This window comes from Nitrospirillum guaranorum, assembly GCF_034653275.1.
In the GTDB taxonomy this organism is placed as follows: Bacteria; Pseudomonadota; Alphaproteobacteria; order Azospirillales; family Azospirillaceae; genus Nitrospirillum.
In genome coordinates this window covers 2,334,696-2,348,646 of the sequence record NZ_JAYEES010000003.1, presented here as the reverse complement: position 1 = coordinate 2,348,646, position 13,951 = coordinate 2,334,696, and the positions used below count along the sequence as shown (strand labels likewise).

At 66.2% G+C, this 13,951-nt stretch carries 17 protein-coding genes; 11 read left to right on the top strand and 6 right to left on the bottom strand.

Annotated features, from left to right (window positions below; genetic code table 11):
* Positions 1 to 146: 146 nt before the first annotated feature.
* The 3 genes from UAJ10_RS19715 to UAJ10_RS19705 are packed head-to-tail and all read right to left on the bottom strand — an operon-like array spanning position 147 to position 1,967.
* Complete coding sequence (locus UAJ10_RS19715) at positions 147 to 1,034, bottom strand: hypothetical protein (protein WP_322916922.1); 888 nt, start codon at positions 1,032 to 1,034, stop codon at positions 147 to 149.
* Positions 1,035 to 1,092: 58 nt separating this feature from the next.
* Complete coding sequence (locus UAJ10_RS19710) at positions 1,093 to 1,521, bottom strand: ArsC/Spx/MgsR family protein (protein WP_322916920.1); 429 nt, start codon at positions 1,519 to 1,521, stop codon at positions 1,093 to 1,095.
* On the bottom strand, positions 1,518 to 1,967 hold the full coding sequence (locus tag UAJ10_RS19705) for a response regulator (protein WP_322916918.1): 450 nt from the start codon (positions 1,965 to 1,967) through the stop codon (positions 1,518 to 1,520). The genes UAJ10_RS19710 and UAJ10_RS19705 overlap by 4 nt, the downstream gene beginning before the upstream one ends.
* A gap of 418 nt (positions 1,968 to 2,385) precedes the next feature.
* Between UAJ10_RS19705 and nifH the strand changes: the two genes are divergently transcribed.
* From nifH to UAJ10_RS19655, 10 genes are all read left to right on the top strand, one after another.
* Complete coding sequence (nifH, locus tag UAJ10_RS19700; RefSeq protein WP_044559158.1) at positions 2,386 to 3,270, top strand: nitrogenase iron protein; 885 nt, start codon at positions 2,386 to 2,388, stop codon at positions 3,268 to 3,270.
* A gap of 89 nt (positions 3,271 to 3,359) precedes the next feature.
* On the top strand, positions 3,360 to 4,862 hold the full coding sequence (gene nifD, locus UAJ10_RS19695) for a nitrogenase molybdenum-iron protein alpha chain (RefSeq protein WP_322916915.1): 1,503 nt from the start codon (positions 3,360 to 3,362) through the stop codon (positions 4,860 to 4,862).
* Positions 4,863 to 4,934: 72 nt separating this feature from the next.
* On the top strand, positions 4,935 to 6,494 hold the full coding sequence (gene nifK / locus UAJ10_RS19690) for a nitrogenase molybdenum-iron protein subunit beta (protein ID WP_322916914.1): 1,560 nt from the start codon (positions 4,935 to 4,937) through the stop codon (positions 6,492 to 6,494).
* Between the two features lie 116 nt (positions 6,495 to 6,610).
* Positions 6,611 to 8,254, top strand: coding sequence for a nitrogenase iron-molybdenum cofactor biosynthesis protein NifE (gene nifE / locus UAJ10_RS19685; protein ID WP_322916913.1), 1,644 nt, complete (start codon positions 6,611 to 6,613; stop codon positions 8,252 to 8,254).
* Between the two features lie 5 nt (positions 8,255 to 8,259).
* Entirely contained in the window at positions 8,260 to 9,654 is a 1,395-nt protein-coding gene (gene nifN / locus UAJ10_RS19680) for a nitrogenase iron-molybdenum cofactor biosynthesis protein NifN (RefSeq protein WP_322916911.1), read from the top strand.
* Positions 9,651 to 10,046 carry a nitrogen fixation protein NifX gene (gene nifX, locus UAJ10_RS19675; protein WP_322916909.1) on the top strand — a complete coding sequence of 132 codons (396 nt, stop codon included), beginning with the start codon at positions 9,651 to 9,653 and terminating at the stop codon, positions 10,044 to 10,046. Before nifN ends, nifX begins: the two co-directional genes overlap by 4 nt.
* 8 nt (positions 10,047 to 10,054) lie before the next feature.
* Entirely contained in the window at positions 10,055 to 10,525 is a 471-nt protein-coding gene (locus tag UAJ10_RS19670) for a NifX-associated nitrogen fixation protein (RefSeq protein WP_322916907.1), read from the top strand.
* A 12-nt stretch (positions 10,526 to 10,537) separates the two neighbouring features.
* Positions 10,538 to 10,738: a CCE_0567 family metalloprotein gene (locus tag UAJ10_RS19665; protein ID WP_322916906.1), complete on the top strand. Its 201-nt coding sequence runs from the start codon at positions 10,538 to 10,540 to the stop codon at positions 10,736 to 10,738.
* A gap of 27 nt (positions 10,739 to 10,765) precedes the next feature.
* Positions 10,766 to 11,068, top strand: coding sequence for a ferredoxin III, nif-specific (gene fdxB, locus UAJ10_RS19660; protein ID WP_322916904.1), 303 nt, complete (start codon positions 10,766 to 10,768; stop codon positions 11,066 to 11,068).
* Positions 11,065 to 11,691, top strand: a complete 627-nt coding sequence (locus UAJ10_RS19655; RefSeq protein ID WP_322916903.1) for a nitrogen fixation protein NifQ — start codon at positions 11,065 to 11,067, stop codon at positions 11,689 to 11,691. Before fdxB ends, UAJ10_RS19655 begins: the two co-directional genes overlap by 4 nt.
* A gap of 43 nt (positions 11,692 to 11,734) precedes the next feature.
* On the opposite strand, the gene UAJ10_RS19650 is transcribed toward UAJ10_RS19655, so the two are convergent.
* Positions 11,735 to 12,049, bottom strand: coding sequence for a hypothetical protein (locus UAJ10_RS19650; RefSeq protein ID WP_322916902.1), 315 nt, complete (start codon positions 12,047 to 12,049; stop codon positions 11,735 to 11,737).
* Between the two features lie 81 nt (positions 12,050 to 12,130).
* Positions 12,131 to 12,589: a hypothetical protein gene (locus UAJ10_RS19645; protein ID WP_322916901.1), complete on the bottom strand. Its 459-nt coding sequence runs from the start codon at positions 12,587 to 12,589 to the stop codon at positions 12,131 to 12,133.
* Between the two features lie 134 nt (positions 12,590 to 12,723).
* Here UAJ10_RS19645 and UAJ10_RS19640 point away from each other — a divergent pair, with 134 nt between their 5' ends.
* Positions 12,724 to 13,176, top strand: coding sequence for a Rieske (2Fe-2S) protein (locus UAJ10_RS19640; RefSeq protein WP_322916900.1), 453 nt, complete (start codon positions 12,724 to 12,726; stop codon positions 13,174 to 13,176).
* Between the two features lie 12 nt (positions 13,177 to 13,188).
* On the opposite strand, the gene UAJ10_RS19635 is transcribed toward UAJ10_RS19640, so the two are convergent.
* Positions 13,189 to 13,779, bottom strand: coding sequence for a hypothetical protein (locus UAJ10_RS19635; protein WP_322916898.1), 591 nt, complete (start codon positions 13,777 to 13,779; stop codon positions 13,189 to 13,191).
* Positions 13,780 to 13,951 lie beyond the last annotated feature (172 nt).

Below are 13,951 nucleotides of genomic sequence, written 5' to 3'. Positions count from 1 at the left end.
AGGGGAAGCGGCGGGAGTCGGTGCTTTTCGCGCGAAATGTCGCGAAAATGCCAATGATTCACGCAGTTTGTGCTTGGCGTTCCCTTGCCAACCCATTTCTGCCATCCTGGACGGCATGAAACGCTGATGGCCTTGGCATTGGGGCTTTAGCGGCCGTCCGATCCGGGGGTGGTCCAGAACGTCGGCCGCAGGACCGATTGGCTGTCGCGCAGGGTCAGCGCTTCATCGACGGCCCGGGCTATGGTTTGGGCCCGGTCCTCGATGCCGCTCCACACCGCGCCGCGCACGCGGGGGTCCACCTCCAGCAGTTTTACGCCGGCCGGCACCTCCATGCCGTCGCGCACCACGCCCCGCAGGATGCCGTCGATGGGGGCGGCCACCGGGTCACCGGCCAGGTAGCCCACGATGTAATCCTTGAAGACCCGCGAGCCGATTTCCATCGCCGTGTGCCACCGGCCGGGGCTGGTCGAATAGACGAAGCGTTCCGCTCCCCGGTCGCCCAGGCGGCGGACGACGCGGTCGGCCGGTTCCGTGGCGCCCCGGCGGACCAGGGCGCCTTCCTTGCGGGGCTTGGTCTCGATGGCGAAATCGCAATTCTGGCCGGCGGTGAAGCCCGGGCCCAGGCCGATGGTGAACTGTGCCAGGCGCCGCAGGTCGGGCGTCGACTGGTATTTTTGCAGCCGGGCGTCGATCAGCACGTCCAGCGCGCGTATGACCATCAGGTCCAGCAGGCCCAGGTCGGTGATGACCACGCCGTCGCGGCGCCGCAGGCCGCCCACGACGGCCACGCCGCTGTCCGCCCGCTGGGCGGTGACCCCGGCCAGGACGACGGGGTCGTCGAACAGCGCGTCGTGAAAGGCCATCTTGCGGCGGATGACGGGCGGCAGCGGGTCATGGGACATGACGACGCCGTAGCCCTGCTGGTGCAGCCGTACCGCCACGGCGGACGCGATCTCATTGGTGCCGAGGATGACCGCGTATCGGGCGCGGCGGTCACTGGACGAAGACGGGCTGGACGGGAAGGGGGATGTCATCGCGGGCATTCCGGGCCATGTGTTCCAGGGATGGGCGGGACGCGGGCGCCGGCAACGGTCAGTCGCGGGCGGTGGTTGGCGTGGGGCAGGGCGGATGCCCGTCCGGATGTGCGCAGCCGGTAAGCCGGGCGTCGCCGTCCAGGGCCAGGCTCAGGTTCCGGCACAAGGCATCGAACCCCGCGCTGCGCCGGCCGTCCACCTCCGCCAGCGGACGGCGGATCAACAGCGGGTCGGCCAACATGTGGGCCAGCGCGGCGTCCGCATCCAGGGCGGTGGGGGCGATGGCACCGGCCTTCACCGCGCGCGCCGCCGGGTTGAACCAATCGGCCACGGGCGCATCGCCGAAGAAGCCGCGCAGGCGGTCCGCCGTCCAGGGCTGGTTCAGCAGGTCGCGCACCACCACGGTGTGTCCCGCCGCCTGCAAGGCGCCACGCTGCCGGGCGTTGGTCTGGCAGCCCGGCTTTTCATAGAAGACGATCAAACTCATGCCGGCCGTCCCAGGACGCCGCCGCCCAGCTGGACCAGCGCCTGGCCGCCGGCGCGGCCCAGCACCGTGTCGACCTTGCGGCGCACCTCCGCCAAGGTGAGGGGTTTCAGCAGCGCCCCATGGGCGCCGGCGCGGAGGCCCGCCAGCGCCAGCGCCTCCTCCGTTTTGGTGCAGACGATCAGCACGCGCACGCCGGGAAAGGTCCGCAGAATATCCCCCACCAAGCCGACGCCCCGGTCGGCCAGCAGCGACACGCCCAGCAGCACCACATCCGGTCGCAGCCAACCCACGCCCTTGGCATAAGCCTCCTCCGGCGTGGCCAGTTCATGGGTCTCGATCTCGTCGTGCAGCATGAACTGCAGGGCCGCGCGCGTGATCTCGTCCGGATCCACGACGAAAACCCGCCTCTGGTCCACGGCCTTGGCGGTTTCGACACCGATCTGCATGGCATGCCCTTTCGATGGGAGCTGCCCGGTTCGGGCATTGGCATCGTCCCAGCAATTTCCGTTCCGGATGGGCCGTGCTCCCGTGAAACGCTGTTTCCCACCATTCCGATGAGGGCGGCCGATGTCCAGGCCTTGTCCCGTTTGCGACAGCCGGACATCGGCTGTCGGGTTCGGCACATCTTTGTCGGATGCCGAGCTCGGAATAAATTTCAATATAAATCAATGCATTATCATATTTCATCCACTTGGCACACCGGTTGCTGAAAGACCGGTCGGCTAGTGAGGGCTGAGTGCACGCCTACGCGCTGTCGAGCGATGTGCTCCTTCCCGAAAACCGCGAGCCAGTTCTGCGAACGAGGAACGCCCCGGCCCTGGGGCATTGGCAATCGGCATAACAATCGGTTCAAGGAGACCCTGAATGTCGGCTCTGCGACAAATCGCTTTTTACGGTAAGGGTGGCATCGGCAAGTCCACCACCTCCCAGAACACCCTGGCGGCCCTGGCCGAGATGGGCCACCGCATCCTGATCGTCGGCTGCGATCCCAAGGCGGATTCCACCCGCCTGATCCTGCACGCCAAGGCGCAGGACACCATCCTCAGCCTGGCCGCCGCCGCCGGCAGCGTCGAGGACCTCGAACTGGAAGAGGTCATGAAGATCGGCTACCGCGACATCCGCTGCGTGGAATCCGGCGGTCCGGAGCCGGGCGTGGGTTGCGCCGGCCGTGGCGTCATCACCTCCATCAACTTCCTGGAGGAGAACGGCGCCTATGACGACATCGACTACGTCTCCTACGACGTGCTGGGCGACGTGGTGTGCGGCGGCTTCGCCATGCCCATCCGCGAGAACAAGGCGCAGGAAATCTACATCGTCATGTCCGGCGAGATGATGGCCATGTACGCGGCCAACAACATCTCCAAGGGCATCCTGAAGTACGCCATGTCCGGCGGCGTCCGCCTGGGCGGGCTGGTCTGCAACGAGCGCCAGACCGACAAGGAGCTGGAGCTGGCCGAGGCCCTGGCCAAGAAGCTGGGGACCCAGCTGATCTACTTCGTGCCCCGCGACAACATCGTGCAGCACGCCGAACTGCGCCGCATGACGGTGCTGGAGTACGCGCCGGAAAGCGAGCAGGCCAACCACTACCGCAACCTGGCCAAGCGCATCCACAACAACGCCGGCAAGGGCATCATCCCCACGCCCATCACCATGGACGAGCTGGAGGACATGCTGATGGAGCACGGCATCATGAAGAAGGTGGACGAGTCCATCGTCGGCAAGTCCGCGGCCGAGCTGGCCATCGCCTGACCGCACACCGCTTCCGCCGTCGGCGTCCGGCCCCCGCATCCGGGCCGGGCGCCGGTACCGGCCATCCCGGGTAGAACGAGGACGATGAAATGAGCGTTTCAGAAACCGAAAGCGTTGCGGAGATCAAGGCTCGCAACAAGGAACTGATCAACGAGGTCTTGGCTGTTTACCCGGAGAAGACCGCCAAGCGGCGCGCCAAGCACCTGAATGTGCATGAGGCCGGGAAGTCCGACTGCGGCGTGAAGTCCAACCTGAAGTCCATCCCGGGCGTCATGACCATCCGCGGCTGCGCCTACGCCGGGTCCAAGGGCGTGGTCTGGGGCCCGATCAAGGACATGATCCACATCAGCCATGGGCCCGTGGGCTGCGGCCAGTATTCCTGGGCCGCGCGGCGTAACTACTACATCGGCACGACGGGCATCGACACCTTCGTGACCATGCAGTTCACGTCCGATTTCCAGGAAAAGGACATCGTCTTCGGCGGCGACAAGAAGCTGGCCAAGATCATGGACGAAATCCAGGAGCTGTTCCCGCTGAACAACGGCATCAGCGTCCAGTCGGAATGCCCCATCGGCCTGATCGGCGACGACATCGAGGCGGTGTCCAAGGCCAAGTCCAAGGAATACGGCGGCAAGACCATCGTGCCGGTTCGGTGCGAAGGCTTCCGCGGCGTGTCGCAGTCGCTGGGCCATCATGTGGCCAACGACGCCATCCGGGACTGGGTCTTTGACAAGGCCAACCCCAACGCCCCGTCAGGGTTCGAGGCCACCCCCTACGATGTCGCCATCATCGGTGACTACAACATCGGCGGCGACGCCTGGTCCTCCCGCATCCTGTTGGAAGAGATGGGCCTGCGCGTCATCGCCCAGTGGTCGGGTGACGGCACCTTGGCGGAGCTGGAGGCCACGCCCAAGGCCAAGCTGAACGTCCTGCACTGCTACCGGTCGATGAACTACATCTCGCGCCACATGGAAGAGAAGTACGGAATTCCTTGGTGCGAATACAATTTCTTCGGCCCCAGCAAGATCGCCGAATCCCTGCGCCGCATCGCCAGCTACTTCGACGACAAGATCAAGGAGGGGGCGGAACGGGTCATCGCCAAATACCAGGCGCTGATGGACGCCGTCATCGCCAAATACCGGCCGCGCCTGGAAGGCAAGACGGTGATGCTGTTCGTGGGCGGCCTGCGCCCCCGCCACGTCATCGGCGCCTATGAGGATCTGGGCATGGAGGTGGTCGGCACGGGCTATGAGTTCGGCCACAACGACGATTATCAGCGCACGGCCCAGCATTACGTGAAGGACGGCACGCTGATCTACGACGACGTGACGGGCTACGAGTTCGAGAAATTCGTGGAGCGCATCCAGCCGGACCTGGTGGGGTCGGGCATCAAGGAAAAGTACGTCTTCCAGAAAATGGGCGTGCCGTTCCGCCAGATGCATTCCTGGGACTATTCCGGGCCCTACCACGGCTATGACGGCTTCGCCATTTTCGCCCGCGACATGGACATGGCCATCAACGCGCCTGTCTGGAAGATGGCCAAGGCGCCCTGGAAGGCGGCGCCCAAGCCCACCCTGTTGGCCGCCGAATAAGGCTTACCCGCGCGGCCCTTTCCGAACCGACGGGAAGGGCCCGCAAGGACCTGATTTGAAAGGGCTTAGATCATGACACAGAATGCCGAACACGTGCTCGACCACCTGGAGCTTTTCCGCGGGCCCGAATACCAGCAGATGCTGGCGAACAAGCGCGCGCTGTTCGAGAACCAGCGGGACCCGGCGGAGGTGGAGCGGGTGCGCGAATGGGCCAAGACGCCCGAATATCGCGAGAAGAACTTCGCCCGCGAGGCGTTGACCGTGAACCCGGCGAAGGCCTGCCAGCCGCTGGGCGCGGTGTTCGCCGCCGTGGGGTTCGAAGGGACCATCCCCTTCGTCCATGGTTCCCAAGGCTGCGTCGCCTATTACCGCAGCCACTTCTCCCGGCATTTCAAGGAGCCCAGCTCCTGCGTCTCCTCCTCCATGACGGAGGATGCGGCGGTGTTCGGCGGCCTGAACAACATGATCGATGGCCTGGCCAACACCTACAGCATGTACAAGCCCAAGATGATCTCCGTCTCCACCACGTGCATGGCGGAGGTGATCGGCGACGACCTGAACGCCTTCATCAAGACGGCGAAGGAAAAGGGTTCCGTCCCGGCCGAGTACGATGTCCCCTTCGCCCACACCCCCGCCTTCGTCGGCAGCCACGTCACCGGCTACGACAACGTGATGAAGGGCATCCTGGAGCATTTCTGGGACGGCAAGGCCGGCACGGCCCCCAAGCTGGAGCGCCAGCCCAACGGCAAGATCAACTTCATCGGCGGGTTCGACGGCTACACCGTCGGCAACCTGCGGGAAATCAAGCGCATCTTCGGCCTGATGGGCGTGGACTACACCATCCTGGGCGACAACAGCGACGTCTGGGACACGCCCACGGATGGCGAGTTCCGCATGTATGACGGCGGCACCACGCTGGAAGAGACGGCCCAGGCCGTGCACGCCAAGGCCACCGTGTCGATGCAGGAACACTGCACGGAAAAGACCCTGGGCCTGATCGCGGCCCATGGGCAGGAGGTCGCGGCCTTCAATCACCCCGTGGGCGTGGCCGGCACCGATCGCTTCCTGATGACGGTCGCCAGCCTGGCCGGCGTGGAGATTCCGCAATCGCTGGAAATGGAACGGGGCCGCCTGGTCGATGCCATCGCCGACAGCAGCGCCCACATCCATGGCAAGAAGTTCGCGATCTATGGCGACCCGGATCTATGCCTGGGCCTGGCGGCCTTCCTGCTGGAATTGGGGGCGGAACCGACCCACGTGCTGGCCACCAACGGCAACAAGGCTTGGGCGGAGAAGGTGCAGGCGGTGTTCGACAGCTCGCCCTTCGGGAAGAACTGCCATGTCTATCCGGGCAAGGATCTGTGGCATATGCGGTCCCTGCTGTTCACCGAGCCGGTGGACTTCCTGATCGGCAACACCTACGGCAAGTATCTGGAGCGCGACACCGGCACGCCGTTGATCCGCATTGGCTTCCCCATCTTCGACCGGCACCACCACCATCGCTATCCGGTGTGGGGCTACCAGGGGGGGCTGAACGTGCTGGTGTGGATCCTGGACAAGATCTTCGACGAAATCGACAAGGCCAGCAACGTGCCGTCCAAGACGGACTACAGCTTCGACATCATCCGCTGACCCTTCCCCGTGAGCGCTTCCCCCAAAAAAGCGCTGCCTCCTGGCCGCGCCGCCCGGTTTTTGAAGTTCAGGCGGCGCGGCCCCTTTTTGGGTTCCCGAGGTCGAGGAGAGACGCCATGAGTTCCCTGTCGGCCACCATACAGGCTGTCTTCGACGAGCCCGGTTGCGGCAAGAACGCCAACAAGTCGGCGGCGGAACGCAAAAAGGGCTGCACCAAGCAGCTGCAGCCCGGCGGGGCGGCGGGGGGGTGCGCCTTCGACGGCGCCAAGATCGCCCTGCAACCACTGACCGACGTCGCCCACCTGGTGCACGGGCCCATCGCCTGCGAAGGCAACTCCTGGGACAACCGGGGTGCCAAGTCCTCCGGCCCCACACTGTGGCGCACCAGCTTCACCACCGACATCAACGAGACCGACATCGTCTTCGGCGGGGAGAAGCGGCTGTACAAGGCCATCCGCGAGATCGTCGAGAAGTACGACCCGCCGGCCGTCTTCGTCTATCAGACCTGCTTGCCGGCCATGACCGGTGACGACATCAACGCCGTCTGCAAGGCGGCGACGGCCAAGTTCGGCACGCCCGTCATCCCCATCAACGCCCCCGGTTTCGTGGGGCCTAAGAACCTGGGCAACAAGCTGGCGGGCGAGGCTTTGCTGGACCATGTCATCGGGACGATGGAGCCGGAGGCCACCACGCCCTACGACATCAACATCATCGGCGAATACAACCTGTCGGGCGAGCTGTGGCAGGTGAAGCCGCTGTTGGATGAGCTGGGCATCCGTATCCTGTCCTGCATCTCCGGCGATGGCCGCTACCGCGAGGTGGCCCAGTCGCACCGGGCGAAGGCGGCGATGATGGTCTGCTCCAAGGCCATGATCAACGTCGCCCGCAAGATGCAGGAACGCTATGGTATCCCCTTCTTCGAGGGGTCCTTCTACGGCATCGGCGACACCAGTGACAGCCTGCGCGAGATCGCGCGCCTGCTGGTGGAGCGCGGCGCCCCCGACGATTTGCTGGCCCGCACGGAGGCCGTGATAGCGCGGGAGGAGGCGCGGGCCTGGGCCGCCATCGCGCCCTTCAGGCCCCGCTTCCAGGGCAAGAAGGTGCTGCTGATCACCGGCGGGGTGAAGTCCTGGTCGGTGGTGGCGGCCTTGCAGGAGGCCGGGCTGGAACTGGTCGGCACCAGCGTCAAGAAATCCACCAAGGAGGACAAGGAGCGCATCAAGGAACTGATGGGCCAGGACGCCCACATGATCGAGGATATGACCCCGCGCGAGATGTACAAGATGCTGAAGGACGCGCGGGCCGACATCATGCTGTCGGGCGGCCGGTCGCAGTTCATCGCGCTGAAGGCGGCGATGCCCTGGCTGGACATCAACCAGGAACGCCACCATGCCTACATGGGCTACGTCGGCATGGTCCGGCTGGTGGAAGAGATCGCGAAGACCCTGTTCAACCCGGTGTGGGAACAGGTGCGCCGCCCCGCGCCCTGGGACGTGCCCGGCCACAGCTGGCAGGACAAGGCCATCGCCCAGATGGATGCGGAGGCGGCGGAGCTGGCGGCCGACCCGGTGCTGGCGGAGGCGGCGCGCCGGGCCCGCCCCGTCTGCCTGTGCAAGGGCGTGGACCTGGGTGCCATCGAGGACGCCATCCAGGCGCACGGGCTGGCGACGGTGGATGGGGTCAAGGACCACACCCAGGCCACCGGCGGCTGCGGCGCCTGCGCCACGCGGGTCGAGGAAATCCTGATGGCGGCGGAGTGACAGCCATGGCGACGGTCACGCATCTGAAGAAGGCCTGCACGGTCAACCCGCTGAAGATGAGCCAGCCCATCGGCGGTGCCTTGGCCTTCATGGGCTTGCGCGGGGCCATGCCCCTGCTGCACGGCTCACAGGGCTGCACCTCCTTCGGGCTGGTGCTGTTCGTCCGCCATTTCAAGGAGGCCATTCCCCTGCAGACCACGGCCATGAGCGAGGTGGCCACGGTGCTGGGCGGCTACGACAATGTCGAGCAGGCCATCCTGAACATCCACAAGCGGACCAAGCCGGAGATCATCGGACTCTGCTCCACCGGTGTGACGGAGACCAAGGGCGACGATGTCGAGGGCTACATCCGCCTGGTGCGCGAACGGCATCCGGAGGTGGCGGACCTGCCCATCGTCTATGTCTCCACCCCCGACTTCAAGGATGCCTTCCAGGACGGCTGGGCCAAGGCGGTGACGCGCATGGTGGAAACGCTGGTGCAGGCATCGCCGGCCAAGGCGGCCCGCGACGCGGCCCGCGTCAACGTCCTGCCCGGCTGCCATCTGACGCCCGGCGACCTGGATGAGTTGCGCACCATCATCGAGGATTTCGGCCTGCGGCCCAGCTTCCTGCCCGATCTGGCGGGCTCGCTGGACGGCCATATTCCGGAGGAATTTACACCCACCACCATCGGCGGCATCGGCGTGGACGAGGTGGCGGCCCTGGGCACGGCCGGCTGGACCATCGCCATCGGCGAGCAGATGCGCGGCGCCGCCCAGGCGCTGCACGACAAGACCGGTGTGCCGTTCCACCTGTTCCAGCGTCTGTGCGGCCTGGGCCCGACCGATGATCTGATGATGCTGTTGGCGGAGATCAGCGGCCGGCCGGTACCGGCCAAATACCGCCGCCAGCGGGGCCAGCTGGTCGATGCCATGCTGGACGGCCACTTCCACATCGGTGGGCGCAAGCTGGCCATCGGGGCGGAACCCGACCTGCTGGCCGACGTCGGCGGCATGCTGCACGGCATGGGCGCGCAGATCACGGCGGCCGTGACGACCACTCATTCCCCGGTGCTGGCCGACATCGACACGGCCGAGGTGCTGATCGGCGACCTGGAGGATCTGGAGCGCCTGGCGAAGGACCGGGCCTGCGATCTGCTGATCACCCATTCCCACGGCCGCCAGGCGGCGGCCCGGCTGGGCATCCCCTTCTTCCGCATGGGCATACCCATGTTCGACCGGCTAGGGGCCGGGCATCTGACCATGGTGGGCTATCGCGGCGCCCGCGACCTTATCTTCGCCCTCAGCAACCTCGTGATGGCCGATGGCGAGGCCCATCACGAGCCGACGCCAGACACCTGGCGGACATCGCATGAGCACGGCGCCGTCGTCGGCGCCTGGACCCAAGGGGACATCGCATGAAAATCGCGTTCGCGACCCAGGACCTGAAGCGCGTCGACGCCCATTTCGGCTGGGCGCGCAACATCGCGATCTACGAGCTGAGCCCCGAGGGGCATCAGTTCCTGAAGGCGGTGGAGTTCGCCGGCGATCTGCAGGAGGACGGCAACGAGGACAAGCTGGCACCGAAGATCGAGGCGATCAAGGACTGCGCCATCCTATATGTCGCCGCCATCGGCGGGTCGGGCGCCGCCCGGGTGGTGGCGAACAACATCCACCCGATGAAGGTCAACCAGCCCGAGGCCATCGAGGACCTGCTGGGCCGGCTGCGCGAGGTGCTGGCCGGCACGCCCCCGCCCTGGCTGCGCAAGGCCCTGGCCAAGGACGCACCCCGCACCCTGAATTTTGAGGATTGAGGTAAAGCATGTCCGACATCGCGGAAATCGCGCCGCCCGAGGCGGCGGCCCAGGCCCCCTTCATCAAGGAACTGGTCAAGGTGTGGCGGGCGCAGGATGCCCACGGCACCTGGGACGCCAAGTCCGACCTGGATTTGCTGGAACCCTACATCCTGGACCGGGAGAAGCGGCGGGCCCTGCCCATCATGGGCGACCCTGACCCGGAGACGATCTGGCGGCTGGAGCTGTTCTTCAACGCCATCGCCCTGTCCATCGAACGCGCCACCGGCGTCATGGTCTCCCCCATGCTGAAGATGAGCCATGAGGGCTTCGGCCGCATGGTGCTGCTGGGTGGACGGCTGGTGGTGGTCAACAAGCAACTGCGCGACGTCCACCGCTTCGGCTTCGACAACCTCGCCAAGCTGGCGGAGGAGGGGGCGAAGTACGTGCAGGCGGGTATCGACATGATCGCCCGCTTCCCCGATGTGGCGCGGTATTGAGGAGGGCGGGCGATGAGCGATGCCGAAGCGCTGAAGGCCGAGATCAAGAAGCTGTCGGCCAAGGCCATGCAGGCCAAGATGGACCTGCACGACCTGTCGGAGGAGTTGCCGGTCAACTGGCCCACCATCCTTGAGGTGGCGCAGCGGGCCCACGACGCCTTCGCCATCCTGGAAAGCAAGCGCGCCAGCCTGAAGACGCTGGAGAATGCCTGACCCTTTTTTTGAGGGAGTGCCCATTCCATGTCCGCCTCCACCCGCGATGGCCGCGATTGGCAGCCCGACTATCTGATCGCTATCGATGCCAAGCGCTGCATCGGCTGCGGCCGCTGCTTTAAGGTCTGCGGCCGCGGCGTGATGCTCCTGAAAGGCCTGAACGAGGATGGCGGCCTGATCGACCTCGACGGTGGCGATGACGACGATGAGATCGAGAAGAAGGTCATGGTCATGGATGATGAGGGCGCCTGCATCGGCTGCGGCGCCTGCGCCCGGGTCTGCCCGGCCAAATGCCAGACCCACGGCCCCCTGAGGATGGAGGCCGCGTGACCCGGGCGGCGGCCACCCAAATTTATGCCCGGCTGATGGCCGGCACCGAAGGGGCCGTTTGTGACCCTTTCGACCAACACGCGGTGGCCAGCATCCTGTCGCTGGCTTGGGGCGAGGCCGTGGCGGCTCGCGACCCGCTGTCCGCCCGGGTGGGGTTGGGAGGTGATGCCCTGGGCCGGCTGGTCGCGGCGCTGTTTCCCGGCGCGCCGGCGGCCTTGACCTCAGACCCCGGTCCCCCGCCCATCCTGGGCGATGACGAGGTGGCGGTGCGCGATCTGCTGTGGATGTACGCCAGCACGGGCAGCCCCTTGCAGCGCGACCTGTCTGTCATGATCGCCCGGCGCTGCACCCGTCCCAACCATCTGTGGCAGGACCTGGGCCTACGTGACCGGGGGGAATTGTCGCGCCTGATGGAGCGCCATTTCACCGGCCTGAAGCGGCGTAACAGCCAAGACATGAAGTGGAAGAAGTTCCTGTACCGCATGATCTGCCGGTCGGAAGGCTTCACCCTCTGCTCGGCCCCGGTTTGCACGGATTGCGACGACTTCGACGCCTGCTTCGGCGCGGAGGAGGGGGAGGCCGTGCTGGCCCACATCCGCGCCGGGCGCGAGATCTCCCTCTAGCGATGGTCTCCCCCGCGCGCTGGTGCACACGGTTCGTGGCAGGTCATTCGATCCCCTGCTCACGCGCCTTCCACAGGGCGGCGACACGGAAGCGTTCCTGGATGGCCAGCGGGTCGGCCAGGACCCGGGTTTCCGCCTTATCCAGGGCGTCCTGCGCGACGGCCGCCTCGGCCGCGGTCAGCGGCACCCGCCCGGCCATATGGGTGGCGTCTGGCGCCACGTTCATGATGGTCCGGTAATGGGGGTGGCGCGCCACCTCGACCAACCCTATCGCCTCCAGCGCGCCGGCCAGACGCAGGGCCAGCCCCACCACCTCCAACCGTCGGCCGTCCTGAGTGACCTTCACCAATGTCGTCATTTCCGTGTCTTCCTTCGTGTTCGGGTGGCCCTCTGTCCGACGGGCCTTTGTCGCAAAGCCGACGTTTCCGGACGGAAGCCGTCAGGGCGTGGCGGGCAGGGGGAAGCCGGGGCGGGGCTTGCCGTGGTAATAGTCCGGCTGTTCCGGCCAGCCGCCCTCGGCCATGACGAGGAAGGCGGTCAGCCGAACCGGGGCGCCTTCGGAACAGGACACCTCCGCGAACTTGATCTCCCGTGCGCCGGGGCCGGCCGAGAAGTCGGCGACGACGGTGCCGTCCGCCGCCCGCGCCCGGACGAAGCCCGGCACGCCGCCATCCTGCGCCGGCACGGGATTGGCCAGGAAAAGCGGCTGCTCCAGGCCGTCCACGGCGCTGTCGAATGCCGGGTCGGCGAAGGTGAACACGGCCAGCACGCCGCTGCGGTCCACCGCCTGGTCGGCGGATGGCGGCCGGGCGACGGAATGCACGGTCAGGGTGCCGCCCGCCAGCCTGGCTTTGACCTCATCCAGGCTGAGGGTGGCGTATGGGGTGGCGAGGTTCATGTCGTATCTCCTCAGGATTTGATGGCTTGGCGACTGTTCAAATCAAATTCCGTGCCATGGCTCCGCGCGGTTTTTGCCTCGCGCGGTTCTTGCATAGGAGGTGGCCGGTTCCCCCTTGCCGGAAGAGGTTCCCCGTGACGGACAGCCACGCCACTCCCGCCATCACCCCCGCCGTCGCGTATGCGATCTGTGCCCTGGACGACATTCCCAGCCGCAAGGCCCGTGGTTTTCACCTGTTGCGCCGGGGGGACGACGGTCAGGCCCGCCCCTGGGCCATCATCGTTGTCCGCTGGGGCCGGCAGGTGTTCGGCTACGTCAACACCTGCCCTCATGATGGTGTGCGCCTCGACTGGGAACGGAACCAGTTCCTGGATCCCGAAGGCACCCGTCTGATGTGCGGCAAGCACGGCGCCCTGTTCGACCTGGGCACCGGGCGGTGCGTGGAGGGGCCGTGCGCGGGGGATGGGCTGCGGCCGGTGGCGCTGGCCGTCCTGGACGGCGATGTCTGCGTCACCGGCGTGACCCTGGTTGAGGATGTCGGGGTTGAGGATGCCGGCGGCTTCCCCTGCGAAGATGCCGGCCTTTGAGAACGGTTATGATCAGACCGGCCGGTTCTCGTTCCGGTTCTTGACTGGATACATGCCGGCCACGCCCTCTTCGAAGGTTATGGCCTTGTACCGCCCCTCGTAGCGCAGGGCGATGTCCAGCAGCACGTCCAGCTTGCCGGCGGTGTCCAGTTTGCGGGTGTCGTTCTTGTCGATGCCCATTAGGTCCATCATCTCCTTCCACACGGTGGACTCATCGCAGGGCAGGATGATGAAGGGGATACCGCGCAGGGTGACCTGGTAGGCGGCCAGCAGGTCGATGTTGTTACAGAAGATGAAGTACTTCCCCGACGGCTTCAGCAACCCGTCCAGCACCTCGGCCGCCGTTTCCAGGTAGGCGAAGGAGTGGAGATAGCCCGCCAGCACGGGGATCGTTGCCTCCCCCTCCTGGGCGAAGGTCAGCACCTGCTCCATGGAGATGTCCGGCGGGCGTTTCTCGTCGGCGATCTGCGGCTGGAACTTCAGCGCGATATCGCCGCGGAAGCCGAAGCGGCCCGGCTTGGTGGTCGGTGCCTTCAGCACCGCGTTGAACAGGCGGCCTTCCTGATCCAGGCGGCCCAGCGCCGTCTTGTCGATAGTCGTCATCTTTATCCTCTCATCTGTCAGGGACGCGCCCGGCCCCGTTCCGGGAACCGGCCGCTTCCTCCTTGCAAGGGCTTTGCCGGATGGGCGCGGCGGCGCAGGGCCTTGCGCGGGCAGGGGGAAAGGGCCGCCATCGCGTGTCGCGAATCCGACAGGGGGTCGCAAAGGCAACAGG

Coding starts and splice junctions, on each gene's coding strand:
- nifH (WP_044559158.1), top strand. CDS start 2,386: ATGTCGGCTCTGCGACAAATCGCTTTTTACGGTAAGGGTGGCATCGGC.
- UAJ10_RS19715 (WP_322916922.1), bottom strand. CDS start 1,034: ATGACATCCCCCTTCCCGTCCAGCCCGTCTTCGTCCAGTGACCGCCGC.
- UAJ10_RS19665 (WP_322916906.1), top strand. CDS start 10,538: ATGAGCGATGCCGAAGCGCTGAAGGCCGAGATCAAGAAGCTGTCGGCC.
- UAJ10_RS19635 (WP_322916898.1), bottom strand. CDS start 13,779: ATGACGACTATCGACAAGACGGCGCTGGGCCGCCTGGATCAGGAAGGC.
- nifD (WP_322916915.1), top strand. CDS start 3,360: ATGAGCGTTTCAGAAACCGAAAGCGTTGCGGAGATCAAGGCTCGCAAC.
- UAJ10_RS19650 (WP_322916902.1), bottom strand. CDS start 12,049: ATGACGACATTGGTGAAGGTCACTCAGGACGGCCGACGGTTGGAGGTG.
- nifX (WP_322916909.1), top strand. CDS start 9,651: ATGAAAATCGCGTTCGCGACCCAGGACCTGAAGCGCGTCGACGCCCAT.
- nifK (WP_322916914.1), top strand. CDS start 4,935: ATGACACAGAATGCCGAACACGTGCTCGACCACCTGGAGCTTTTCCGC.
- UAJ10_RS19710 (WP_322916920.1), bottom strand. CDS start 1,521: ATGAGTTTGATCGTCTTCTATGAAAAGCCGGGCTGCCAGACCAACGCC.
- UAJ10_RS19645 (WP_322916901.1), bottom strand. CDS start 12,589: ATGAACCTCGCCACCCCATACGCCACCCTCAGCCTGGATGAGGTCAAA.
- nifE (WP_322916913.1), top strand. CDS start 6,611: ATGAGTTCCCTGTCGGCCACCATACAGGCTGTCTTCGACGAGCCCGGT.
- nifN (WP_322916911.1), top strand. CDS start 8,260: ATGGCGACGGTCACGCATCTGAAGAAGGCCTGCACGGTCAACCCGCTG.
- UAJ10_RS19705 (WP_322916918.1), bottom strand. CDS start 1,967: ATGCAGATCGGTGTCGAAACCGCCAAGGCCGTGGACCAGAGGCGGGTT.
- fdxB (WP_322916904.1), top strand. CDS start 10,766: ATGTCCGCCTCCACCCGCGATGGCCGCGATTGGCAGCCCGACTATCTG.
- UAJ10_RS19670 (WP_322916907.1), top strand. CDS start 10,055: ATGTCCGACATCGCGGAAATCGCGCCGCCCGAGGCGGCGGCCCAGGCC.